Origin of the sequence: Pseudomonas sp. 8BK, assembly GCF_902506475.1 — a bacterium.
GTDB classification, from domain to species: domain Bacteria; phylum Pseudomonadota; class Gammaproteobacteria; order Pseudomonadales; family Pseudomonadaceae; genus Aquipseudomonas; species Aquipseudomonas anguilliseptica.
In genome coordinates, this window is record NZ_LR733252.1 from 2,605,389 (window position 1) to 2,630,875 (window position 25,487).

The window sequence follows — 25,487 nt, forward strand, 5'->3', positions numbered from 1 at the left end:
GCTTGGCATAGCAATACCGAGCTTGCCTGCTTGGATGCTAGAAGCGCGAGCCAGGTTCCAGCAGAAAGGCAGATTCCTCCGCACTGGAAACGCGCCCGAGTATCTGATTGCGATGGGGAAAGCGGCCAAAGCGCGCGATTACTCGCTGATGGCGCTCGGCATAATCCAGATAGCCGGCAAACAGTTCGCGCTCGGCGACTATGGCCTGCTCGCGCAACACCTGAAACAGCTGCACGGCCTGATCCTGTAGCGCCAGATCTTCGGCGTGCTCCAACACCAGATAGGTAAATACCCGCTGGATTGGTGGCAATTGCTGATCCCAGCCCTGGGCCAGCCCGTGCAGGGCCAACGGTCGAGCCAGCAGATCACCGGCAAAAGCACGCGGGGTATCGCGAAAGATCATCCGCGGCAGCTGATCGAGCAACAGCAAGTTTGCCAGCCAGCCTTCAGGCTCGCGCTGCCAGTCTTGCAGCTGGTTGCCCAGAGCCTGCTCAACCAGCGCGCCAAACTGCTCACGGGCCTGATCGTCCTGACGGTCCTGCTTGCCGAACCACAACGTGGTACGACTGGCAGCCACCTCGGCAGCCGTCATGCCGGTGCTGCAGCCGGCCACACCAAACCACCACTCGAGTAACGGCTGCCAGGGCGCGTTCATCGCTTACTCGCGGTGATAGGCGCTGATGCGCAGTACTTCTTCCTTGGAACCAAGGAAGACTGCGACGCGCTGGTGCAGGGAAGTCGGCTGAATATCGAGAATGCGCTGAGTACCATTGGTGGCCACACCGCCAGCCTGCTCGATAATCATCGACATCGGGTTGGCTTCGTACATCAGACGCAGCTTGCCCGGTTTCTCAGGCTCACGGCTGTCGCGTGGGTACATGAACACGCCGCCACGGGTGAGAATGCGATGCACGTCAGCCACCATCGAGGCGATCCAACGCATGTTGTAATTCTTGCCCAGCGGGCCTTCTTCACCCGCCAGCAATTCACTGACATAGCGCTGTACCGGCGCCTCCCAGTGACGCTGGTTGGACATGTTGATGGCGAATTCCTTGGTCGACTCCGGCACCTTGATGTTGTCGTGGGTCAGCACGAAACTGCCCAGTTCACGATCCAGGGTAAAGCCTTTGACGCCATCACCGAGGGTCAGCAGCAACATGGTCTGCGGACCGTAGATCGCGTAACCGGCAGCCACCTGCTCGGTGCCCGGCTGCAGGAAGGCTTCTTCACCCAGGTCGCCCTCGGCACCATTGCGGTCCGGGCAGCGCAGCACCGAGAAGATGGTGCCGACCGAAACGTTGACGTCGATGTTGCTGGAGCCGTCCAGCGGGTCGAAGACCAGCAGATAGGCACCTTTCGGGTACTTGCCGGGAATCTGGTAGGCGTTGTCCATTTCTTCCGACGCCATACCGGCCAGGTGACCGCCCCACTCGTTGGCTTCCAGCAGGATTTCGTTGGAAATCACGTCGAGCTTCTTCTGCACTTCGCCCTGCACGTTCTCGGTGCCCATGCTGCCCAACACGCCGCCCAGAGCACCCTTGGAGACCTGATGGCTGATTTCCTTACAGGCCCGTGCGACCACTTCGATAAGGAAACGCAGATCGGCCGGGGTGTTGTTGCAACGGGTCTGCTCGATCAGGTAGCGGCTGAGGGTAACGCGGGACATGGATGGCTCCGGGAAGGAAGAAAAATCGCGCGCAGTTTACCCTTTTAGCGGGGAAAGCGCTTTAGCACTGGATGGAAGGAGTTGCCGGCCCCTCAAGCCAGACTGCAGACCCTATTGCGCCCCGCATGTTTGGCTTGATAGAGCGCAGCATCGGCCACCTGCATCAGCTCATCGAGTACCAAGCCCTGTTCTGGCCACAGCGCCAGGCCCGCAGACAGTGTCACATAGCGTGCGCCGCCACGGGTCGGCAGAGGGTGTGCGGCCAGTTCGCGGCAGATGGTTTCCAGACGCGCACGCGCCTCAGGGGCATCGGCGCGCGGCAGGATCAACAGGAACTCTTCACCCCCGATGCGGAATACCGCGTCCGAACTGCGCAAGTTCTCCAGCAGGTGCTGGGCCACGCCCTTGAGCACATCGTCGCCTTCCAGATGGCCATATTCATCGTTGAGCTGCTTGAAATGATCCAGATCAATCAGCGCCAGGGAAATCGGCGTGCGCTCGCGCTGCGCCACGGCCAGCTCACGGGCAAAGAATTCGTCCAGATAACGCCGGTTGTACAGCCCAGTCAGCGGGTCACATAGCGCCTGCTCCTGCAGCTTCTCATGCAGCGTGGTGATGGTGCGCAGGCGCTCCTCACTCAGGGCCAGGGCTTCGGCCAGCTTCAGTTCGCTGAGATGACGCTGAGTGACATCACGCAGGTAGAGCATCTGCCCGAGCACCAGAGTCCCGCGATGGGTTACCCGCTCAATGGCACGGATGCGCACCTCGAAATATCGCGCCGAGTTGGCCAGGGTCAACAGGCGCTCATGCTCGCCCTGAACCTGCTGTCTCAGCAGCTGCTGCAAATCCGCGCCGAGAATCGGCCAGTCGGCCAGCTGCCGGCCCTGCCAACCACTGCGTAACCCCGCCAGTTTCAATGCGGCCGGGTTCGCTTCGATCACTCGCAACTGTGCATCGACCACCAGCACCGGATCGAGCAAGGCATCCAGTAGCAGATGGCGGGCCACCGGCAGCAGGTCAAACAGACGCACACCGACAATCAGCCAGGCAAAGGCCACCAGAGTAAAGGCAAAACTGAACGGCGTCGGATCGAAGCCAAAGAGCATCCAGCCGAACACCACGTAACTGATATTGGCAACCCAGGGCACTGCCGTGACGAAGACAAAGGCCAAGTAATGCCGCCGATGCACGCCATAGCTGACTATGGCTGCACGCAGCACCACGCCCATGCAGAAGGTCATAAACAGGTAAACGTAAGCGGCGGCGGCGTAGAACAGCGGCCCGTGCTGATAGCGAATCGGCGCGCCAGGCTCATCGCTCAGTGGCGCCGTACCCGCGCCATAGAACAGACCGTGCCAGGGATTGCTCAGGGCCATCAGCCAGATCAGCACCGGCACCACGGCCAAACTCAGGGTGCTGCGCAGCGGTAGCGGTTGGCGCACGCTGTTGACGTATTGCCAGAGGAAGACCGCCCAGAAGGTGGGCACCACCAGAATCCCCGGCCAGGCCATGGTGGCCCAGAACACCTTGCACTGCGCGCCTTGCGCAGACATTTCCAGGCTCGCGGCAAGCAACCACCAGAGGCTCGCCAAGTGCAGCACGATAAAACTCTCGCGCCCCGGAAAATAGCGTTGCCGCGTAACCCAGTGGGCCAACAGCAGCACACCGATGCAGACCACTGAGGTCAGAATCACCGGCCCACTGAGCGCCCAGCCGGAATCACCGCAAGCGTTCATCGGTAGGGCACTGCCAAGGAAAACGGCTCAGCGCGTTTGCCAATCGAGCCTGGCAAACACACGGGAATCACCCGAATACGGGGCGTTGTAGAAATACGCAAGGGCCTTCCTGACCTCAAACGCCAATCAATTGAAGATGCCAACCATACTGCAAAATTCGTTAGGCAGCTGGGCTTTATTTCTGTTAGCAGGCTCTATTCGGCGCTCGGCCGACGCAACAGGCTGACCGCCATCAGTGCCAATAAGCCTACCCCAAGTAACAGCACCAACCACAAGCCCCAGCGTTTCCAGTCACGCTCACCCGCTGCGGCCTGCTCTTGCTGCGCCAGGTTCTCAGCCTGCAACTGCGCTTCGGCTGTGCCCAGTTGCTGCAGACGCTGCGGCTGATAGCCAGGAATCAAGGTGGTCAGCGGTAAAGCCGCCGACTGCGCTCCTGCTCGCCCCAGTGCCAATCTATAGGGCGGGCTGCCGCGCTGGAGGAACACCAGCTGAGTGGCACGCACCGCCACCTTGATCTGCGGCGGCTCAACGCCCAAACCACCACCCCGTTCATCCACCTGTAAACGCAGCTGCTGTACCGCCCAACCGGGTAATGGCAATTCATCCTGACGGATTTCCACACCCTCTTCCGGCAGCCGATAAAGCAGACCCTGAGCCAGTGATTGCCAAGCACCCTTGGTTTCCCGGCGACCGCTGACGCGGATCGGCGCCAGGCTGTTGGCCTGACTGAGCTCTACATGCAGACGCTCCAGCGGCAAGGCCAGGGGCAGTTGCCACTGATATTCACCATCAGGACTGCGCGTCGCCGCCAGCGGCTGCGACCACACCAGCGGCGCCGGCAGGCTGTCGCTGCGTTGACTGAGCAGGCTAGCGGCCGTCAGCTGCGGCGCCTGTTGCGGGCTTTGCCAGAGCAGACGCAAGTAGCGCGCCTTGCGCCCCGGCAACTCGACCTGACGCTGCTCGATACGCTCACTGCCGAAAGACAAGCGCGCCAGCTGACCACGGCCCCAGGGCTGCCAGTCTTGCAGGTCATCACTGGCCTCAATGTTGAAGCGCTGGAAACCATCCTGGCCGCCGCTCCAGTCCAGCTGTAAGCGCACCAGCGGCTCTTGCAATGCGCTGGCGTCCAACAGCCAGCCGCGCAGCAAGGCCGGTTGGACAGCACTATCGGTCTCATCGCGCAGCTCGATCAGTGTACCGCTGGTACTGCGCTGTACCCGCAGGCTTGGCGTGGCGCCGCTGTCGCCTTGTTCGGCATACAGCGGAAACCACTTCACCGCCTGCTCCTGCTGGCTTTCACGCGACTCGCCCTGCCCCGCCACCAGCGCGTAAGCCAGGGCCTGGCCTTCGCCGTTGAACACCCGCAGGTCACGCAGATCTCCATAGCGTGCAGCGAAATGCAGCGCCATCGGTACATCCAGGCGATACCAGGGGCCTTCACCGCTAAGGTTCAGCGGCAGTTGCACGGCATAGTCGCCCGGCTGCTCCTGTGCCAGGACTGGGGCGCTGCACAGCAGACCGAGAAACGCAGCACAGCATGCGCGAGGAATAAAACGACTGATCATGCTTGCTCCTGCGGCTGATCCGCATCCGCCTTGCGTGCCGGCAGCGGGGCAAAATAGCCCACCACCAGCAGCAATACACCCACCCCAATAAACGACACGATGCGCTCCAGGCCACCGCGATTACCCAGTTCGACGAAGAACAGTTTGGCCACCACCAGCGCGATCAATGCCGCCCCGATCAGCCACAGTTCACGCCGACCACGGCGGTTACCGAGCACCATCAGCGGCAGGGCAATCAGCGTCCAGACGATCGACAGACCGGCCTGCACCAGCATCGAATCGAGCAGCGCATCCAGCTGATAAGGCACGCCCCCCCAATGATGCACGGTGCGCATGACCATAGCAGTCAGCAGAGCGAACAGCGAAGCACCCGCCACAGCCTGAGTCAGCCACTGGCTACGCACGCCTTCCACACCCAGCTCAGCCAGGCCCATGCGCGCCCAGGCAAACACCGCGCCGAGAGCAAACAACAAACCCAACTCCAGCGGATTGAGCAGCGGCAGGTAGGCCAGCGGCTCGGCATCCCCGGCGCTGGCGACGTTGGCCAGCCAGAACCAGCCCAGCATCAGCAACGCCAGTGGTGCTGCCGCCAGCAAGCGGTATTCCCGAGGGTAGGCCGACAACGGCCAAGGCCAACGACGCGGCAACGCCATCAGCCACAGATAGGCACTCGGCAGCAGCGCCCACCCTAGCCAACGCCAGGCGTTGTAATGCTCAGACAGGGCCAGCAGCAGGTAGCGCAACTCCAGCGCCAGCACGCCCAGCAGCAACCAGCAGCCGAGCACATGGGCGGCGCTCAGCGCGCCCGCTGGCAGCTGCGCGGCCAACCGTCGCAACGCCCAGAAGTGCACGGCAAACAGCAGCGCCCAGGCCAGCCAGCCGAACTGCGCCGCCGGGTGATAGTGCAGATGCCAGGCGTGCAGCAGCACCACGCCAGCCAGCGGTGTCAGCAGGCAACACAGCAGCGCCAGTTCGGCCCAGCGTGTACGCGGTGCAAGGAATGCCGCCAGGGCGACGCTAGCCGCCAACACCGCGAGCAAGGCACTGCTCTGCCACTCAGGCGTCACAAAGCGCAGCACTTCGCTGCTCAGCGCCAGCGCCCACCAGGCCGCCCCCCATACCAGCAGCAGCTGCGCCAGGCCAAGCAAACTGAAATTACCCAGGGCACTGGGCGCTTCGCGCCGCGCCAATTGCTGCAAACGCCAGGCGCCAACCAAAGCGGCAACACCGAGCACCAGCGGCGTCCAGAAATCCATATGCGCCAGTGGCTGCAGCCCTTCGGCCGACAACTGGCCGAGTAGCAGCGGACTGACCGCGAGAAACACCAGCCCCGCCAGCACCTGCAACAACAGACCGAAGACAAAACTGGCACGCTGCTGCAGGTGCAGGCTGAGCCAGATGATCAGCAGCCCGCTACCGCCCCATACCGCGCTGGCCGTGGCCCAGGGCAGGACGAACAGCACCGCCAGATTGAGAAATACCAGCCCGACCAGCAGCACCACCGACAGCCCCCGCAGCAGACGGCGATCCGCGCCGACCTGCGGATCACGCGCCGCCAGCAGCATGCCGGCGATCAGCCCGAAACCGATCAAGGACGAGGTCAGCAAGCCCTGCCAACCGGCAGAGAAGCCGCCCATACCGGTGGCCGCATTGCCGGCCATATCCAGCATAAACACCACCCCGCCAAGCAACTGCACGGCAAAGGCGCTGAACAGGAAGCAGCGCGCCTGTATGCGCAGGCCCAGCCACAGGGTCAGCAAACCGGCCAGCGCCCAGCTGATCGCCGTGCCTTGGGCAGCAAACAACAGGGGGGCAATCAGATAAAGGAAGGCCAGTCCAGCGCAGGCCAGCACCGGCAAGCCGCGCACTTCCCAGTGATTGGCGTGCTGCGTGTCCTGGCGCAGCTGCCAGTAACTGAACAGCAAGGCCACGCCGAGCATCAACGCGCCCAGCGGCGCGCCGTCCAGCAGAGTCAGCTCACCAGCGCGCAAGCCGATGGCAAACGCCAGCGCCGCACCCACCTGCAACAGCAAGGCAAACGCCCGGGCCAGGCTGCGTTGCTGTCGCAGGCCGATCCAGAAGATACCCGCGCCTTCAACCGCCCAAGCGGCCGAGGTCCAGCGAGCATCCAGACCCAAGGGTATCGCCAGGCTGCCAAATACCACGCCCAGCGCCAGACAGGTTTCCACCAGCAGTGCCGCACGATCACCGGTGCGACCGACCAGCAGCCGCGCCAGTGCTAGGTAGAACAATCCCAACACCAAGGCACTGAAGGCGGCGGCAAACTCGATATGCTGTACCAACGCGAACTGCAGGCCAAAACCCACCAGCGGCGGGCCGAACAGTACCGTGGCGTCGATATAGTCGCCCTTGCGCGCCGCCCAGCGCAGCAGTTGATCACGCTCTTCAGGCGCATCCAGCGCTTCGCGCAGCTTGCGCCGGGCAAACAGCAGGCCGATGGCTACGTACATCAGGAAGAACAGAATCAGAAACGGCTCGGTGCTCCACAGCAGTTCCGGCGTGTAGGAGCGGATACCCCAGGCGAAGCCGATGCCGAAGGTGCCGACAAAACCGATCAGGTTGAGCAGGCGCCAGGCCTTGAACCAGGCGATGGCAAAGATGCCGGCATTGAGCAGGGCGAAATAGCTGAACAGCGCCACATGATTGCCGCTGCCGGTAGACGTCAGGATTGGCGCAGCAAAACCGCCCAACGCCGCTGCAGCGGCCAGCCCCAGGGCATTCTGCTTGACCGCCAGAATCGCCGAAAACACCGTCACCAGCACCAGCAGGCCCAGCGCCATGCCAGGGTCCAACAGCGGATGCAGGCGCATGGCCGCGAACACCGTCAGGTACAGCACGGCGATCCCGGTGCCTTGCAGCATCAAGGCATAGTTGGGGTTACGCAGACGCAGCCACCAGCCCAGGCCCAGCAAGGCCACTGCACTGGCGGCGACACTGGCGTAGCGCAACTCCACCGGCACCACCACACCTTCGGTGGCGTAGCGCAGCAGGAAGGCCAGACCGAGAAACAGCAGCACCACGCCGACACGTAATACAGTATTGCCGCCCAGCAGCCAGTCCTTTGCCGCCGTGAATCCTCGCTCAAGCAAGGTTGGCTGACGCGGTTCAGTAGGCTTCCAGGGTGTAGCGGCCGGCGTTTCGATCGGCGCGGCCGCGGGCTCAGGCGCAGCCTGCATAGCAGTGACAGGCTCGGGAGCGGGTTCGGGCAGGACAAAATCCAGGGCCCAGTCCAGCTCAGGCGGGGCCGCTTGGGCAGTGACGATGGGCTCAGGTGCAGACTCGGCAACGGAACCGAGCGGTTCCGCCACGGGCGGCACTTCAGAAGCAGGTGTGGCGCCCTGCTCCAGCTTGAGCAAGCGCGCATACAGCGCCGCAGTGCCTTGCTCGAAGCGCTGCGAGAACGCCTTGAGTTGCGCCGTAAGCTCAGCGTTTTCACGCTCCAGCCCCTGCAGCTTAAGCGCCTGGCCCAAGCCCAGACCAACCAGCGCCCCTAGTAGCGAAGCAGTCAGCGTCTCATCCGCCAAGGCTCCGAGCACCAACCCGACCAGCATGAAGATCCATTGCATGCAGCGCGTTCCTATTCAGCTAAACCCGAACATCCCGTTGCCCGGCACCCGGCGCAAACTGCGCAGCAGTATAGGAGCCCGACCGGTGCATACCCAGAGAGACGTACGCCGCACGCATCACAGCACAGTAAGAAATCAGCCTGGCTCCAACCGCACAAACTATGACCAGCCGGCAGATAATCACTCACAAACGCCCTAAGGCCGCTATCATCGCGCGCCGCATAACTGATGCATGCCTGCTCCGATGAAAAACAACCTGATTGCCGCCGCCGAACTCGACCGCCTGGAAACCTGGGCCAAATACACCGCCGATATGTGCCACAGCTGCATGTCCAGCTGCTGCACACTGCCAGTCGAGGCGCGGCTGAATGACCTGATCCGTATCGGCGTGGTTGATGAGTTCGAACGCAGCGAGCCGCTGAAGAACATCGCCAAGCGCCTGCAGAAAGACGGCATCGTCGAACGTTTCCATCAGAAGTCGGGCATCTTCACCCTGACCCGCATGAGCAACAACGACTGCTATTACCTCGACCGTAAAACCCGCCTGTGCACCATCTACGACAAGCGCCCGGACACCTGTCGCAACCACCCGAAGATCGGCCCACGCCCGGGCTATTGCGCGTACAAGCCAAAGAACTAACCCCCTCCCCAGATTGCGTGGGCGACAACAACTGTTGCCGCCCCAGCCCTGCACGCCTCGCCTCGCCTCGCCTCCAACCACTCTACTGCCAGCTTAACCAGCTCAGGCCTCTCTGCGCCGCCGAAAAGTGCGAAAACGCACAACTTCCGCGCAAACGAAACTTGCAATGAAGTATTAGCGCGCACAAACGGCGCTATTTTTATGGCGCCATAAATTTAACACCAATATTGATAACTATTTTTTGGCGCCTTAAAAACATCTAATTATAAGTTATTGTTTTTAAACATAAAAATAAATTTGAAAGTTGCATATTAAAAATAACAGCACATTGGTTCATGTTTTGCTTGAAGAGCCAAAACAGCCAACTTAGTATCCGCGCCAGTTCAGTTATCACCGCCCCTTAATCACGAACAGTCATGATTAAGAAACTTTCCCGGCGTACTAATGAATATGGAAGTTGGCAATGCTTTAAGCCGACTGTTCACTAATTGAGAGAGGGATCTATGCGAATCAGTATTTTCGGATTGGGCTACGTGGGCGCTGTCTGTGCCGGTTGTTTGTCGGCGCGCGGACATGAGGTCATAGGGGTCGATGTATCACAACCGAAGATCGACCTGATCAATCAAGGCAAATCTCCTATTGTTGAACCTGGCCTTGCCGAGCTGCTCGAAGCTGGCGTCAAGTCAGGCCTGCTACGCGGCACGACGGACGTAGGCGCTGCAGTGTTGGCCAGTGAGCTGTCCTTTATCGCCGTCGGTACGCCAAGCAAACGCAATGGCGATCTCGACCTCGGCTATATGGAGTCCGTGTGCAAACAGATCGGCGAAGCGCTGCGCAACAAGCAGGACCGCCATACCGTCGTTGTACGCAGTACCGTCCTGCCGGGCACCGTCAACAATGTAGTCATTCCCCTGATCGAAGCCGCTTCCGGCAAGAAGGCGGGTATCGACTTTGGCGTCGCCACCAACCCTGAGTTTCTTCGCGAAAGCACGGCAATCAAGGACTACGACTTCCCGGCCATGACTGTTATCGGTGAACTGGACGAACAGTCCGGTGACCTGCTGCAAGAGCTCTACAGCGAGCTGGATGCACCCATTATCCGCAAGTCGATCGAAGTCGCGGAAATGATCAAGTACACCTGCAATGTCTGGCATGCGACCAAGGTCAGCTTCGCCAACGAGATTGGCAACATCGCCAAGGCATGCGGCGTCGATGGCCGTGAGGTGATGGATGTGGTGTGTCAGGACCACAAGCTCAACCTGTCGCGCTACTACCTGCGCCCAGGCTACGCCTTTGGCGGTTCCTGCCTGCCCAAGGACGTCCGCGCCCTGACTTACCGCGCAGGCCAGATGGATGTCGAGCACCCGCTGCTGGCCTCCATCATGCCGAGCAATCGGGCCCAGGTGCAGCGCGCCTACGACATGGTCGCCAGCTACGACAAACGCAAGATCGGCCTGCTCGGTCTGAGCTTCAAGGCCGGCACCGATGACCTGCGCGAAAGCCCCTTAGTTGAGCTGGCCGAGATGCTGATCGGCAAGGGCTACGAGCTGCGAATTTTCGACAGCAACGTCGAATACGCCCGGGTTTTCGGGGCGAACAAGGAATACATCGAGTCGAAGATTCCCCACGTGTCTTCACTGCTGTGCAAGGAACTTGACGAGGTGGTGTCGGCATCCGACGTGCTGATCATCGGCAACGGCGATGCACGTTTCGCTGACGTGCTGCAGAACGCCGGTGACGACAAACAGATCCTCGACCTGGTCGGTTTTATGGAACACACCACCAGTGCGACCAAGGAAGGCATCTGCTGGTAAGCCAACAATCAACAACATTAAAGGCGGCGCCGTTACAGGTGCCGCCAGCTCGACTGCGGCGCATTGCCAACGCTACTGCCCTGACGATCTGAATCGATGGTTACAAGGAGTGACAACATGATTCCTCTGATTTTATCCGGAGGCAGCGGATCCCGGCTCTGGCCGCTCTCGCGCAAACTCTATCCAAAGCAGTTCCTGGCCCTGACCGGCAGCGCCACGATGCTCCAGCAAACCCTCAAGCGCCTGGCGCTTGAGGGCATGGGCAAACCCATCGTGGTATGCAATGAAGAGCATCGCTTTATTGTCAGCGAGCAACTCGCTGCCATCGACTGCAAGGCGCAAAGCATTCTGCTCGAACCTTTCGGTCGAAACACTGCGCCGGCCGTAGCGATTGCTGCGATGCACCTGCTCGCCGAAGGCCGTGACGAGTTGTTGCTGGTATTGCCCGCCGACCACGTGATTGAAGACCTGCAGGTTTTCCATACGGCATTGGGCGTGGCCCGCAAAGCGGCGGAACAGGGCGAGATGGTGCTATTTGGCGTACCGGCCGAGCGCGCAGAAACAGGCTATGGCTACATCAAAACCGGCGGCGCCAAAAGCGGACTGACTGCCGGGGCGCTGCAAGTTGAACAGTTTGTCGAAAAGCCCGATCTGGCCACCGCCACCGCGTTTGTCGCACAAGGCGACTATTTCTGGAACAGCGGCATGTTCCTGTTCCGCTGCAGCCGGTATCTGGAAGAACTGCAGCGCCATGACCCTGACATCTACGACACCTGCCAACTGGCCCTGAGTCGCAGCAAGACCGACCTGGAATTCATCCGTATCGATCCGGGGTCTTTTGCATGCTGCCCGGATAACTCGATCGACTATGCCGTGATGGAAAAGACTGATCGCGCTTGTGTCGTGCCACTCGCCGCCGGCTGGAACGATGTCGGTTCCTGGTCAGCGTTGTGGGACGTGCGAGACAAGGACAGCAACGGCAACAGTCATGCTGGCGATGTAGTGATGCATGACAGTCACAACTGCCTGGTGCACAGCCAAAGCAAGCTGGTAACGCTAGTTGGCCTGGATGACATGGTGGTGGTGGAGACCAAGGATGCCGTCATGGTCGCGCACAAGGATCGCGTGCAAGACGTCAAACAGCTGGTCAACACTCTGACCACCCAGGGCCGCACGGAAGCGCAGAATCATTGCCAAGTCTATCGCCCGTGGGGCAGTTACGACTCCATCGACAGCGGCAACCGCTTCCAGGTCAAACGCATCGTCGTCAAACCGGGCGCCAGCCTCTCGCTGCAGAAGCATCACCACCGGGCCGAGCACTGGATTGTGGTATCGGGAACGGCGCGGGTGACCTGCGACGAGAAGTCATTTCTGCTCTGGGAAAACCAGTCGACCTATATCCCCATCGCAGCCATTCACCGCCTGTCCAACCCCGGCAAGATTCCTCTGGAAATCATCGAGGTGCAGTCGGGCAGCTACCTGGGTGAGGACGACATCGAGCGCTTCGAAGACGTCTACGGCCGTACCGACACCACGGTCAACTAATCAAGGCCCTGTTCAAGGGCCGCATGGCACAACGCCTCGCGGTAGAGAACGGCTTCAATGGAGGAAGCATGACGCATGCTTAGGTTTTTTGTAGGGGCACTGAAGTGGGTCGAGACTTCGCCAGCGTTCGGCAAGCTCTGCGGCTGGGTCTGCCTGATCGCACTGATCGCACTCGCCTCCGAAATGATCGACCCGAGCTATCTGGATCCGTCGCATCAGAAATTCATCTTTCTGATCGGTGCCCTGGGCATGTGGCGCTACGGCAATGCGGCGATTCACTACATGCGCGGCATGTATTTCCTGCACTGGCGCTTCCCGCGCATGCGCAAAGCGGTAGAGCGCATGGGCGCTGCGGCGCTGCCCGAACATATGTTCATGGTCGTCACCAGTTTCCGTATCCCGACGCACACCACCTACAAGGTCTATCAGTCGGTGTTTCAGGAAGTTCAGCGCCTGCAGGTGCCGTGCACGGTCATTGCCTCGATCGTGGAGAAAGGCGACGAGAACTTCATCAAGGACATCATGCGTCAGGAAGTGCGCGAGCGTGATGACATCAAGCTGATCATCGTGCGGGCCCGCGGCACCGGCAAACGTGACGGTCTGGCCCATGCCTTCCGCGCCCTGTCACGGCAAATGCCGCTGGAGAAGGCAGTCGTCGGTGTGGTCGACGGCGACACCATGATGCTGCCCGGTTGCGTCGAGCGCGCAGTGACCATGTTCGCTTACCTGCCCAGCGTCGGCGGCCTTACCACCAATGAATTCTGCGAGGTGGAAGGCAGCAAGCTGATGCAGGAGTGGCACACCATGCGTTTCGTCCAGCGGCACATCAACATGTGCTCGATGGCGCTCTCCAAACGCGTACTGACCATGACTGGGCGCCTGTCATTCTTTCGCGCCAGCGTGATGACCGACCCCGAGTTCATCAAAGATGTAGAAGCCGACTTTCTCGATCACTGGCGCCTGGGACGCTTCCAGTTCCTTACCGGCGATGACAAATCCTCCTGGTTCAGCCTGATGCGTTCGGGCTGGGACACTTTTTACGTGCCTGACAGCCACACCCTGACGGTCGAGCATCCACCAGACAGCAGCTTCCTGCGCGCAACACGCCAACTGATGTACCGCTGGTATGGCAACTCGCTGCGGCAGAATTTTCGCATCACCAAATTACTGGGTATGGAGCGCCTCGGCCTATTCACCATGTACGTGCTCTACGACCAACGGGTGTCCATGTGGACCTGCCTGATGGGGTTGAGCGCATCAATCGTCGCCGGCCTGCTGTTCGGTATCCAGTACCTGCTGCTGTACCTGTTCTGGGTGTTGCTGTCGCGCACCCTGGTGACCCTGCTGTTCTTCTTCAGCAAGCACCCGGTGGACCCGATTTACCCCTTCGTTCTGTATTACAACCAGATCGTCGGCTCGGTGATGAAGGTTTACACCATGTTCCACATGGACCGGCAGAGCTGGACCCGGCAAAAAACCACACTCAGCAACGGCAGCGTCAGTTTCGATGCAGCCCTTAACCGATGGACCTCGAAGGCGATGCTGCTGTCCTCCATCGCCATCTTCTTCGGGGTCATTTCGGTCCTGCTAGATATCACGCAACCTTAAGTAAAGGCGCGAATGCTATGAGTAGCACCACTGTCTTACCTGCAAATGTTGTTCACGAAGCGATTGATGAACGTCAGTTCGTGCGCACCAAAATACCGGCCCGCATTACCCTCGAAGGCAATGGCCTGAAAGGCCTGGAATGCGACATACAGGATATTTCCCTGGGTGGCCTGGGCCTGTTGATCGAACAACCCATGAAGCTCGGCAGCCTGTTCACCGCGTCGATTCGACTGAAGCTGAACAAGATCGATCTGAACATCGACACCAAGGTGAAGATCGTTTCACAGCGCGGCCAGGAAGTCGGAGCTGAGTTCGTCGAGCTGGATCGGCAGAAGCGCGACATTCTGCGCTACATCATTTCGGCCTATATGTCCGGCGAGATCGCCGACATCAACGGCCTGTTCAACGTGATGCAGCGCGAAAACTACATCAAGGAGCGCAAGACCAAGCATGCCAGCGCACGCACGCCTGGCGACCGAGTGAAAGCAGCACTGGGCACCCTGCTGTTCCTCAGCGCGGGCCTGGCAGCACTCAGCCTGATTCTCTACAAGAGCTATCTGCTGTTCTTCCATATGCCTGCAGCACAAGCCGTGGTCAGCGCCAATGCTTACATCGTCAGCATGCCGGAGAACGGCAACCTCAAATACTTGATTAACGCCGAGCAAACCAGCGTTACCAGCGGCCAGCCGCTGGCCAGCGTGTCTACCCAACTGGCCAGCAGCCTGACCAGCCCGGCCGATGTTGCGGCACTGGCCGACCTGTCGGCACCGGACGTGGCGGCACTGCTCGGCCGCGTCACGGTGGAAACCGTGATCGCCAGCCCGTGCAATTGCACCCTGTACTTCCCCAAGCCGCGCATGGATGGCTTTGCCTACAAGCAGGAAGCGTTGATGCATCTGCTGCCGCAGGATCAGCCGCTGCATATCAAGGCCAGCGTGCCCTTCGAGAAGTTGGACAAGCTGGAGCGCGTGCACTCGGTTGAGCTACGCGTACTGGGTAGCCACGACAGCATCGCCGGGGAAATCGTGGCCAGCCGCCTGGACGAGGTCAACCAGATGGTCGAACTGACCATCAAACCGGAAAGCGAGCTGCCACTCAGTGCCTATCAGCTGCCGGCAGCTGTCGACTTCGGGCTCGGCCTACCCCTGCGCTGGACATACTGAGGTTGCCCATGCAGGTCAGATACCTCATTTGCACCGCCGCCCTGACGCTGTCACTGAGTGGCGGCGTGCAAGCAGCCCGCAGTCTTGAGCAAGTTCGCTATGCGCTATTCCAGGACAGCCAGGCGCAGGTCGAAGAAGACCTGCGTCATCTGGCAGAGCGTGGCGACCTGGGCGCCACACGCTTGCTTGGCGAGGTGCTGATCGGCCGCAGCCCGAGCAATGCAGCGCAAGCCATCAGGTTGTTCAAGCAGGCATTTGCCGACGGCCGCGGTGATATCGGCGCATTGATCCCGCTGGCACGCCTGGTGGACTACAAGCCACGTTTACGCGAGGCCAATCGAGACTATATCCGCCAAGCGCTTGAGCGCTTCGCTACAGGTCGTGACTTTATTGCCGTTGATACGCGCCTCGAAGTGTTCCTGGTCTACCCCGAGCTGTTTCAGCAGGCTGAGGTCGCACGGCTGATTGAGCTGTATGACCGCGCTTGCCTGATCTACTGCCACGCCCCCCTCTATCGCGCGGTTGCAGCGGTGCATAACGGTGATCGGACGAATGCCGATAAGTGGTTCAAGCAGGCCATTGAAAGCGATACCCGCGCGGTGTATCGCTACTACGAATTCCTCGGGGAAGAACGCAATGCGCGCTTTCGCGCTTTCGCCAGCGAATTGAGCCTGCGCATGCAGGCGCTACCGGTTGACTTGGTGCACCGCATTGGCCAACAGCTGACCAACGTGCGTAACTCCGAAATCAGCGCCTACAACAACAGCCGCCCGCAGAACCGTGCGGATACACCCGAGGAAGTGAAAGCTCGCGACCTCAAGGCGCAGGCACACGCCAGCCTGGTCGAACAACTCGATCGTGAAGTCCTGCAATGGCTGGACAATGCCATTGAGCGCGACTTCGGCCCGGCCATGCTGAGCAAAGCCGGCTTCCTGATGACCGCCCCGGACCGCTATGGCCCTGAGCCGGTCGAAGCCCTGATCCAGCGTTTGGAGCAACGCCAGGGCGAAAACCTGACCCTGAGCATGGCCGAGCGGGAGCAACCGATCACCCCGCAGCGCATAAAAGCCTTGCGCGCCAGTTTTCATCTGGTGCTATGGCGCACGCTCGACCCACTGTTGAGCCAACGCCTGATTGCCGAGCTACAGGCCGAACACTACGAAGAAGCCGTGCTGCTCGAAGGTGACCTGTACAGCCAGGGCGGGCTGGACGAGCCCGACCAGGACCGCGCCCTGGCGCTGTACATGCAGGAAGCACAAAAAGGCTCCGTCAACGCCCTGCTACGCATCGCCCGGCTGTACACCTACGGCCGCGCCATTTGTCGCGATAACGCCAAGGCCTACACCTTCGCCTATGCCGCCCACGAACTGGGTGACCAACGCGCCACAGACCTGATGCTGGCCCTGCAGACGCGCATCACCCCGCTGCAGCGCGATGTAGCCACTGCCGACGGCAATCGCCTTATCGAGGAATCAGCACTGTGAGACTCAACATCACTTTCGGCCCCGTGACACTGGTGCTTGCATGCCTACCGCTGGCCACGCTGCATGCCGAAGAAGCCGTCGCACCCACACCAGAGCTGGAGCCCGTTACTTCGCTGGTGACCCACAAACTGTTCCTGCGCAGCGGCTACGGCCCTGACGAAACACGCCTGGGCGAAGATCGCCGCAGCTTCTTCAGCCTGCGTTATGAACCCTCCTACCGCTGGTACTCGCCCGAACAACGCTGGGCGAAGTGGGAAGCGTTCGGCCGTTTGTGGCTGAACTACGACACCGACCCGAATGCACTGCAGGACACCGAGGGCAACAGTGACAGCCAGTCGAGCCGGCGCCACGCCTATGCCGAAGCTCGCGAATTCTATGTGCGGCGTAACCTGCTGGGCGACGATCCACGCTTCTCGCTGACCTTCGGCCGTCAGCGCTTCAGTGATCGCTTTGGCATCTGGTGGGACGACAGCCTGGAAGCCCTGCGCCTGGACTACAACGACACTTTCGCCAGTGGTTTTGTCGCGGTTGGCGAAAAATTCTACTACTACAATTCGGACGACAACCGACTCGACCCGCGCGACAAGAAGATTCGCTATCTGATGGCCGAGTACGCCTGGCGCTGGCATGCCGACCATTGGCTCGGCGCTCGTCTGCTGCACGAAGATGATTACTCGGGCAGCTCACGGGATGATCGCCAGGACTTCGACGGCCTGCGCTACGGCGTATTTCTACGCGGCGATACTCGCCAGCTGACGCCCCTGATCAGCGATTACCACCTGGAAGTTGCCGCACTCGACGGCGATTTTGAAACCACGCAAAGCAATGGCCTGCGCGAGAGCGGCGACAAACAAGGCTGGGCCGTAGTGGGTGACATCGGCAAGCGCTTTGACACTCTGCCGTGGACCCCTCGGTTTGCCCTCACGGCAGGCATCACTGATCGTCCGGATGACAGCGGCAACGATGGGTTCAACCTCAATCGCATTCAATCCGATCGGCGCAATGATCCGCTCAGCTACAGCAGCCGCCTGGTCAGTAATCTGGTCGGGGTCAACCTGAGCAACCTGGCGTTCTATGGCGTGGCGCTGGAAACCCAGCCTACTGACCGTACCGCGCTGGATTTCCGCCTGAGTGACCTACGCCTGCGCAACAGCACCGCCCAGCTGCCTCTACGTACCACCACCGAAGGCGAGGTCCGCGATACGCGCTCTTCCCACCTGGGCCAGGCACTGGACATCAACCATTACTGGCGCATGTTCCCGCTGGCCTATGACGGCAAGCGCGTGCAACTCAACACCCTGACCAGCCTGAGTTACTTCAGGGCCGGCAGTGCGCTGGAGATCGGTGACGACTACCAGCTGACCATTGGCGTCACCTTGAGCTACTGACCGAGAGAAGCGCCAGCATGATCTTCGCCTCCAACGTATTCCTGTTCCTGTTTCTGCCGGTGTTCCTGCTCTGCTATTACGCAGCCAAGGATCACTGGCGCTCGTACGTGATCATGCTTGGCAGCTATCTGTTCTATGCCTGGTGGCGGCCGGACTTCCTCCTGCTGTTCGTTGCCATCTCGTACTGGAACTACTGGTTCGGCCTGCGCATCAAGGCTCGGATGGATGCTGGCGAGAAGACAATTGCCTTTCGTCTGCTAACCGTTGGGGTGACCGGCAACCTGGCCACTCTGGGCTATTTCAAGTACGCCAACTTCGGTGCGGATGTGCTCGTCGCGGTACTGGAGCCGCTGGGCATCAATACCTTCACCCTTGAGCACATCATCCTGCCGCTGGGGATCTCCTTCTACGTCTTCCAGGCGCTGAGCTATATCGTCGACATCTATCGGCGCAACGCAGAACCCACCGAACGCTTTGTCGACTTCGCCGCCTACATTGCGATCTTTCCGCAACTCATCGCCGGGCCGATTCTGCGTTACAGCCTGATCGACAAGCAGCTGAAAAACCGCACCCACTCCATGGAGCTGTTCTCCCTCGGGGCCTGTCGTTTCATGCTCGGCTTTATCAAGAAAGTGCTGATAGCCGACTCCCTCGCGCCGATGAACACCTTGTTTATCGGCGGGGGCGGCGAGTTGCAGATGGCCGATGCCTGGTTCGGCCTGCTGATCTCCGCCCTGCAGTTGTATTTCGACTTTTCCGGTTACAGCGATATGGCCATCGGCCTGGGCATGATGATGGGCTTTCGCTTCGCGGAGAACTTCAACCAGCCCTATATCGCACAGAGCATTACCGAGTTCTGGCAACGCTGGCACATGACCCTGGCCGACTTCCTGCGCGACTACGTGTATATGCCCTTGGTGCGCAAACGCCTGGTCGGCATGCTCACCGGGCTGGTGATCACCATGCTGCTGTCCGGGCTCTGGCACGGGCCGAGCTTCGCCTTCATCTTCTGGGGGCTGTTCTTCGGTATCGCCATGGTGGTCGAGCGAAAGCTGGGCATCGCCACCAAGGTCAGCACGCCCTACAACTTCTGGCGCAATGTGCGGGCCTGCACACTACTGCTGTCGAGCATGCCGCTGTTCTTTACCGGCAACCTGCCGCACAGCCTGGAGATTTACCAGGCCATGATCGGCCTGAACGGTTTTGGTTCGCTGGACATGTACTGGTTTGGCACCTCAGCCATGACCCTGTCGTTCACCCTGATTGCCTTGCTGTGGATCGTTATCGCCGGCGGCATCAACATCCGCTACTACGCCGGAGCCAACAAGGATCAGTACTTCATGCAGCATGTCGGCGGAGTCAACGCACTGCTGCTGTGGGCTGGTTTCATCCTGACGCTAAGCCGTCTGGCAGCCAATTCCTTCTCACCCTTTCTGTACTTCCAGTTCTGAGGACGCCCCATGTTTCCCGTGATGAACTCGGCCAGCAAGGTCAATGGCATCCTCTTCTGCGTAATGCTAATCGGCATGTTCCTGTATTCCTTGCCTGCGGTTTTCGGCTTCGCCGGCACCCAGACCCAAGCCATGTCACTGTTTCTCGACGGCAAGCTGGTGCGCCAGTTCGAGCAGTTCTATGACAAGAATCTGTTTCTGCGCGACCCGTCCGTCAAGCTGTGGGCCAATATCCAGCACACGATATTCCGTGAAGGCACCAGCGGCGTCGTACTCGGGCGCGATGGCTGGCTGTTTACCAATCAGGAATATCTGGTACCCAACAATCTGCAGCGCAACCTGGACAAGCAGCTGGCACAGATCAGCAAAGTCCAAGAGCAACTGGCGCAGCAAGGCAAACGCCTGATTCTGCTGCCCATCCCGATGAAGCTGGACACCTACGCTCAGCATTCGGCCTACGCACCTACAGAACAGATCACCGGCCTGTATGAGCGCTTCAGCGAAGCGCTGCGCGAACGTGGCATCGCTACGGTGAACCTGCGCAGCGCCTATCTGACAGCTGCGGCAGATGAACAACTGTTCTTGCGCAACGACACCCACTGGAGCCCGAAGGGCGCTGAGCTTGCCGCGCAAACCCTGGCACTGCAGTTCCCTGAGCTACACGCAGACACAGCCTATGTCACCCGTGCGGTCAGCGAAAAAGCCGTGGAAGGTGACCTGCTCAACTACCTGAAATTCGATCCTCGGCTTGATCCAAGCTACTTCAAACCGGTGCATATCAATCTCTACGAGACGCTGAAGCAGAACCAACCCCTGGCGGCAGACAGCCTGTTCGGTGACGAAAGCCTGTCCCTGGCGCTGGTGGGCACCAGCTATACCCGCATCGACGACTGGAACTTCATCGGCTTTCTCAAACAGGCGCTGCAACGTGACCTGATCAGCGTTGCGCTGGAAGCACGCGGGCCGTTCCAGTCCATGGACGAATTCCTCGCCAGCCCGGCGGCCGCAAGCAGCGACCTGCAAACGATCATCTGGGAATTCCCCCTGCGCACCCTACTCGCCCAGCGCCAGATGCCCTCGGCCTTGGCCATTCCAACCACTGCACAACATTAACGAGGTGTTTTCATGCCGGCTTCCATACTTCGCGCGTTAAGCGTACTGCTACTGACATTCAGCTGGAGCATCAGCCAGGCGGCTCAGGACGGTAATGCCGACCTTTACGACGCGGTAGCTCCAGCGAACTCGGCTTTTGTCCGTGTGCTGAACCTGAGCGAGCGCAATATCGAGGTCACCCTCAGCGGTAAGAACAAACCCCAGGCTGTCACCAGCGGCCAATTTGGCGGCTATCGCTTCGTCGCACCGGGCAAGCAGCGGATTGCCGTGGGCGACAAGGCACTGGAAAGCGAGCTGAAAGCCAACACCGCAAGCACCGTAATCTACCGTGACGGCACACTGCTGCTGATCGCCGACCAGTTCGTCAATGAACCGCGTAAGGCGCAGATCGCTTTCTACAACCTCACCGAGAAACCAGCGGCCTTGAAGACGGTCGACGGCCAACACGTGGTGGTGGAGATGATCACCCGCGATCAGACCGGCAGCCGCATGGTCAATGAGTTGAAGATCGCTTTCGCCGCTTATGCCGAGGCTGACAAGCTGGCCAGCTTCGATGAGTTGTTCCTGAAGAAGGGCCGTTCCTACAGCTATGCCCTGCTGCCCGCAGGCAATGGCTACCGTGCGATTACCCTGGCCAACAGTATCGACCCCACCGAATGAACCCTGGCCTGGCGGTTATACAAGTGAGCGGACGATGAACCCGACGACCATGAAACGCTATTTCTCGCTGGCTCTCGGCAGCCTGCTCGCAACCTGTGCGCAAGTCGCCTTGGCGGCCGCTCCGGCGGAGAAAAGGGAACAATGCACGGATCTGCAGTGCCTGATCTGCCCTGGGCTAAGCTCGCCGGCCGAGTACGCCGAAGGCAACATGAAGTTGCTCAAGCAAATCGTGCCGGGGCGGGATCGTTGGCTGTTTCGCTCGGAAGTCGACCTGACTAACGACTTCGGCATCCCAGCAGCGATGCAGCCGGAGTTCGCTCGTTTGATGCGCGCCTTTGCCAGCCACGGCACACAGGTCGCCATGGCAATACAACCGACCCGTGGCCTGATGCACCGCGTCCAGTTGCTGCCTGGGCAGACTCATGGCTTTGACTATCAACTGGCCAGCGCCAACCTGAGTCGGTTCCTGCAGCAGATGCGCGATGCCGGCGCCATCGTCCCGGACATCATGAGCCTGGTGGAACAACCACCGAAGGACTTCTTCTTCCGCCGTGACCACCACTGGACCCCCGTTGGCGCACAGACCACCGCCAAGGTCACCGCCGATGCCATTCGCCAGCACCCGGTCTATGCCCAGCTACCGCGCAAGGGCTATACAACCGAGCAAAGCCTGACCCTGTACAAAGACGGCACCCTCAACCTGGGCTTATCGAGCATTTGCGGTAACCACTTCGGCTACCAGTTTGTGCCTGGCTACCAGACCGTGCCGGAAAGCAACGATGCGGCCCAGTTGTTCGAAGAGCAGCCAGACCCGGAAATCGTCCTGGTCGGCACCAGTAACTCCGCCGCCCGTGAAGATGAAACCAAGCAATTCAACTTCGATGGTTTTCTCAAGGACTACCTGGGTAGCGACCTGATCAACTACGCCCTGCCTGGTGCCGGCCAGGACGGCTCGCTGCTGGAATACCTGCTCTCGGCCAACTACAGCCCGGACAAGGCGCCCAAGCTGATCGTCTGGGAGCTGCCCGCCAACTACCGTCTGGATGGCGAGCTGACCTACCGCCAGCTGATCCCGGCGGTGAATGGCGGCTGTAAAGCCAGCGAGAACGTACTGGAAGGCAAGATAGAGCGCCCGGGCATGGCCCTCAATGATCGCCTGGAACTGCTCAGTAACGCCGGTGAAGGGCGCAAGGCCCTGAAAGGCCTGGACGCCGTGCTCGACATCCGCATCAGCGACCCCAACATCAAGAATTTCTACATCATTGCCTATTACGACAATGGCGCACGCGACAAGGTGTGGTTCCGCCGTGAAGCCATCGTCACGGGCGGCCAGTACTACCTGGAGCTCAGTCGCGCGGCAGAGTTTCGTGATGCCAACCTGCTGTCGGTGTTCCTAGAGCCAACCCAGGTCGTCGAGCAGCCCTTCCAGGTTGAGACCAAGCTATGCCTTTGAGCACCTCGACCCGCCGCATGGCGGCAGCCCTGCTGCTGCTCGCCAGCCCGCTGAGTGCCAGTGCAGCACAACCGATCTGGGCTAACCAATCGACCGCAGCGGCGCAACTGGTCACAGACTACCGCAGCGAGCAGTGCCCGAAAAAACCACCTGCTGCCTATACCGGACACCTGCAACTCGACAGCAAGTACGACCAGAGCGACGCGAGCAAAACCAAGCTGGTTCAGCGCCAGAGCAAGGACACCCAGCGCATCCGCAAACAGGTGCAACAGTACATCGGTGGCCTGGTCAAAGCCGGCCAGGTGTTCCAACGCACCCGCAAGGCCAGCGAGGCGAATACTGCACTGGCCTGCCTGGATCAGTGGCTGGATGCCTGGGCCAACCAATCCGCGCTGCTCAGCGATGATGCCAGCAAGACCGGCGTCGCTTCGCGCAAATGGGCCCTGGCCGCCATCGCCTCGACGTTGCTCAAGGTGCAGGCCCTGAGTGATCAGCGCTACCAGCTGAGCGAGGCCCAGGCGCGCTGGCTTGGCCAGCTATCGGACAAAGTGGTCGCGGAATACGAACCGCGCCGCTATGACCCTGGCATCTACTTCAACAACCACGACTACTGGGCGGCATGGGCTGTCGCGGCCACGGGCATGCTGCTCAACGATGACAAGGCTCTGGCATGGGCCGATGTTGCCTTGCGCCGCGCCTTTACCCAGCTCACCCCAGGCCAGGGCGATTACGACTACCTGCCACTGGAAGTCGCACGGGGCCGCTTGGCGGCCGACTACAGCCACTACGCGCTGGTACCTCTGGTGCTGTTGGTGGAAGCCGCCGAACTGAACAACCGCGCGCTGACGGTGCAGGAGCGCGAGAAATTCGCCCGCCTTGCCAACTTTGCCGCCCGCGCCGTACTTGAGCCTGACACCCTGGCGGAACTGACGACGCGTCAGGAGGATGTCGGCGAACACAAGATGGTCTGGCTACTGCCCTTCCTCAGCCGCTACCCGCAGCACCAGTGGGCCCGACGCTTGTACCAGGAGTACGGCGAAGACATAAACCACTACAGCCAGGTAGGCGGCGACCTCAGGCCGCTTTACCTCCAGCTCAACTGACCCAGGATGGAACCCATGTCACAGGCACTGTCCTTCTGCCGTTTCCTGCTGTTGGCGACCAGCTTCGGCTGCAGCCTGGCGGCCCAGTCCGCCCCGGCCACACTGCACACGCTGGACCCGCGATGGCAGCAACAGCAACAGCAAGAGGTTCGCCAGCGCACCCTGGATGAAAGCCAGCCGCCGACCTTCGACCTGCGTGCGCCTACCGCGCGCGGCAGTGCCAGCCTGGAGCCGATGTACTCGGCACAGGCTGGCAGCTGGCCTTTCGAACCCTTTGTGCATAACGGCCTGTTCCGCGCGATTGCCGGTTACCAGGCGCAACACCCACGTGCCGTGGTGATTCGTGGTGGTGCCGTGACCCTGGCGCAGCTGCAGGCCCAGCTGAACAACCCGCAGGCCCTGCGCCGACATGAAGATGGCTACCTGCTCAGCTACCCGCTGATGATTGCCGAAGACGCTGCCCTGCTGATCGACAATCAGGTGTTGTACCTCTTTGGCCCCTCCGGCACTGCGCTGATCAACCAGGGCGTGCTGCGTGTACAAGGATCGCGCCTGGAGAGCTGGAGCGACGGACGCGCCCCGGCCACCGACCGGCCAACCCGCCCCTTTATCATGAACTGGGCCGGCAGCCGCCTGCAGGTCGATAATTCGCAGCTGGTAAAAATCGGCTATAACGCCAACTTCTCGCGGGGCATCAGCAGTGGTCTGAGCACTCAGCAATCGCCAACCAGCCCGGTAGCCCGCATCCAGGTGAGCAATAGCCACTTCGAAGGCATGTCGACCCCACTGGAGCTGCGCCACAGCGATGCGCTGATCCGCGATAACCAGTTCAACAAGCAACAGCAATACGCTATCGATCTTGGCAACAGCCGCTTCCTGATCGCCGACAACCGTATAGACGGCGTGCAGCACAACAGTGCCATCCGCATCAGTGGCAGCAGTAGCGGGCGTATTCAGAACAACCTGATCCTGCACTCCGGTAAAAGCGCAATCGAAGTCAGTGATCAAGCAGGAGCCTTGTTGATCAAAGGCAACCGCCTGGGCGCCTCGAATGGCTATGGCCTGATGTTGCGCCGCCTCAACGGTAGCGCGGCCTTGCTGATTGAGGACAACCTGATCGCCAATAGCCGGCTGAGTGCCATCGATGCCGGCGAGCTGAACGGCGCATTCATCCTCGGCAACCGCATCCTGTCTACGCCGGAATACGCCATCAGCCTGCGTAACGCCAAGCTGACTGCCGGGCAACTGGTGATCACCGGCAATACGCTGGAAGGCATTGGCAAGGCCATGATCCGTGTGGAAGGCATGCAGAATACGGTGCTCGGGGACAATCACTACCGCGCCAACCCGCTGCTGCAGAACCTGCTGACCGGCGATCTGCTCCCCCTGCAAAGCCAGGTGCTCGACAGCACGGTGCGGCGTAACTGTCACCTGCAGATTTCCCAGAGCCTGGCCGGGGCAGCCGACACCTCAGGTGCGCCCACCTGCAACAACTAAGTGCCTGAGGTAAA

General features: G+C 60.5%; 18 protein-coding genes. 13 read left to right on the plus strand and 5 right to left on the minus strand.

From position 1 onward, the window contains the following. Positions 1–37: 37 nt before the first annotated feature. The 5 genes from ACIN8IBEIGE_RS12030 to ACIN8IBEIGE_RS12050 form a co-directional block, all read right to left on the minus strand. Positions 38–655, minus strand: coding sequence for a DUF924 family protein (locus ACIN8IBEIGE_RS12030; protein WP_160014832.1), 618 nt, complete (start codon positions 653–655; stop codon positions 38–40). Positions 656–658: 3 nt separating this feature from the next. Continuing rightward, complete coding sequence (locus ACIN8IBEIGE_RS12035) at positions 659–1,666, minus strand: class 1 fructose-bisphosphatase (protein ID WP_160014833.1); 1,008 nt, start codon at positions 1,664–1,666, stop codon at positions 659–661. Between the two features lie 92 nt (positions 1,667–1,758). After that, positions 1,759–3,402: a histidine kinase N-terminal 7TM domain-containing protein gene (locus ACIN8IBEIGE_RS12040; protein ID WP_160014834.1), complete on the minus strand. Its 1,644-nt coding sequence runs from the start codon at positions 3,400–3,402 to the stop codon at positions 1,759–1,761. 194 nt (positions 3,403–3,596) lie between these two features. Then, on the minus strand, positions 3,597–4,967 hold the full coding sequence (locus ACIN8IBEIGE_RS12045; RefSeq protein ID WP_160014835.1) for a DUF3999 domain-containing protein: 1,371 nt from the start codon (positions 4,965–4,967) through the stop codon (positions 3,597–3,599). Further along, positions 4,964–8,554: a DUF2339 domain-containing protein gene (locus tag ACIN8IBEIGE_RS12050; protein WP_160014836.1), complete on the minus strand. Its 3,591-nt coding sequence runs from the start codon at positions 8,552–8,554 to the stop codon at positions 4,964–4,966. The genes ACIN8IBEIGE_RS12045 and ACIN8IBEIGE_RS12050 overlap by 4 nt, the downstream gene beginning before the upstream one ends. A gap of 244 nt (positions 8,555–8,798) precedes the next feature. Between ACIN8IBEIGE_RS12050 and ACIN8IBEIGE_RS12055 the strand changes: the two genes are divergently transcribed. From ACIN8IBEIGE_RS12055 to ACIN8IBEIGE_RS12115, 13 genes are all read left to right on the plus strand, one after another. Then, positions 8,799–9,194, plus strand: a complete 396-nt coding sequence (locus tag ACIN8IBEIGE_RS12055; protein ID WP_160014837.1) for a YkgJ family cysteine cluster protein — start codon at positions 8,799–8,801, stop codon at positions 9,192–9,194. Between the two features lie 503 nt (positions 9,195–9,697). Beyond that, on the plus strand, positions 9,698–11,008 hold the full coding sequence (locus ACIN8IBEIGE_RS12060) for a nucleotide sugar dehydrogenase (RefSeq protein WP_160014838.1): 1,311 nt from the start codon (positions 9,698–9,700) through the stop codon (positions 11,006–11,008). Between the two features lie 117 nt (positions 11,009–11,125). Continuing rightward, entirely contained in the window at positions 11,126–12,553 is a 1,428-nt protein-coding gene (locus ACIN8IBEIGE_RS12065; RefSeq protein ID WP_160014839.1) for a mannose-1-phosphate guanylyltransferase/mannose-6-phosphate isomerase, read from the plus strand. 75 nt (positions 12,554–12,628) lie between these two features. Then, the gene (locus ACIN8IBEIGE_RS12070; protein WP_160014840.1) at positions 12,629–14,161 is read left to right on the plus strand and encodes a glycosyltransferase; all 1,533 of its coding nucleotides are present in this window, start codon (positions 12,629–12,631) and stop codon (positions 14,159–14,161) included. A 17-nt stretch (positions 14,162–14,178) separates the two neighbouring features. Next, positions 14,179–15,324, plus strand: a complete 1,146-nt coding sequence (locus ACIN8IBEIGE_RS12075) for a PilZ domain-containing protein (protein ID WP_160014841.1) — start codon at positions 14,179–14,181, stop codon at positions 15,322–15,324. A gap of 8 nt (positions 15,325–15,332) precedes the next feature. Then, positions 15,333–16,808 (plus strand): sel1 repeat family protein, encoded by a 1,476-nt coding sequence (locus ACIN8IBEIGE_RS12080; RefSeq protein WP_160014842.1) that lies wholly within the window; start codon positions 15,333–15,335, stop codon positions 16,806–16,808. Beyond that, on the plus strand, positions 16,805–18,196 hold the full coding sequence (locus ACIN8IBEIGE_RS12085) for an alginate export family protein (protein ID WP_160014843.1): 1,392 nt from the start codon (positions 16,805–16,807) through the stop codon (positions 18,194–18,196). Before ACIN8IBEIGE_RS12080 ends, ACIN8IBEIGE_RS12085 begins: the two co-directional genes overlap by 4 nt. Before the next feature lie 17 nt (positions 18,197–18,213). Next, the gene (locus ACIN8IBEIGE_RS12090; RefSeq protein WP_160014844.1) at positions 18,214–19,647 is read left to right on the plus strand and encodes an MBOAT family protein; all 1,434 of its coding nucleotides are present in this window, start codon (positions 18,214–18,216) and stop codon (positions 19,645–19,647) included. A gap of 9 nt (positions 19,648–19,656) precedes the next feature. Beyond that, positions 19,657–20,760 carry an alginate O-acetyltransferase gene (locus ACIN8IBEIGE_RS12095; RefSeq protein WP_160014845.1) on the plus strand — a complete coding sequence of 368 codons (1,104 nt, stop codon included), beginning with the start codon at positions 19,657–19,659 and terminating at the stop codon, positions 20,758–20,760. A gap of 12 nt (positions 20,761–20,772) precedes the next feature. Next, complete coding sequence (locus ACIN8IBEIGE_RS12100; RefSeq protein ID WP_160014846.1) at positions 20,773–21,420, plus strand: alginate O-acetyltransferase AlgF; 648 nt, start codon at positions 20,773–20,775, stop codon at positions 21,418–21,420. Positions 21,421–21,454: 34 nt separating this feature from the next. Continuing rightward, positions 21,455–22,873: an alginate biosynthesis protein AlgX gene (locus ACIN8IBEIGE_RS12105; protein WP_256665133.1), complete on the plus strand. Its 1,419-nt coding sequence runs from the start codon at positions 21,455–21,457 to the stop codon at positions 22,871–22,873. Further along, on the plus strand, positions 22,864–23,976 hold the full coding sequence (locus ACIN8IBEIGE_RS12110) for a polysaccharide lyase (protein ID WP_160014847.1): 1,113 nt from the start codon (positions 22,864–22,866) through the stop codon (positions 23,974–23,976). Before ACIN8IBEIGE_RS12105 ends, ACIN8IBEIGE_RS12110 begins: the two co-directional genes overlap by 10 nt. A 15-nt stretch (positions 23,977–23,991) precedes the next feature. Next, on the plus strand, positions 23,992–25,473 hold the full coding sequence (locus tag ACIN8IBEIGE_RS12115; RefSeq protein WP_160014848.1) for a right-handed parallel beta-helix repeat-containing protein: 1,482 nt from the start codon (positions 23,992–23,994) through the stop codon (positions 25,471–25,473). The last annotated feature ends 14 nt before the right edge of the window (positions 25,474–25,487 follow it).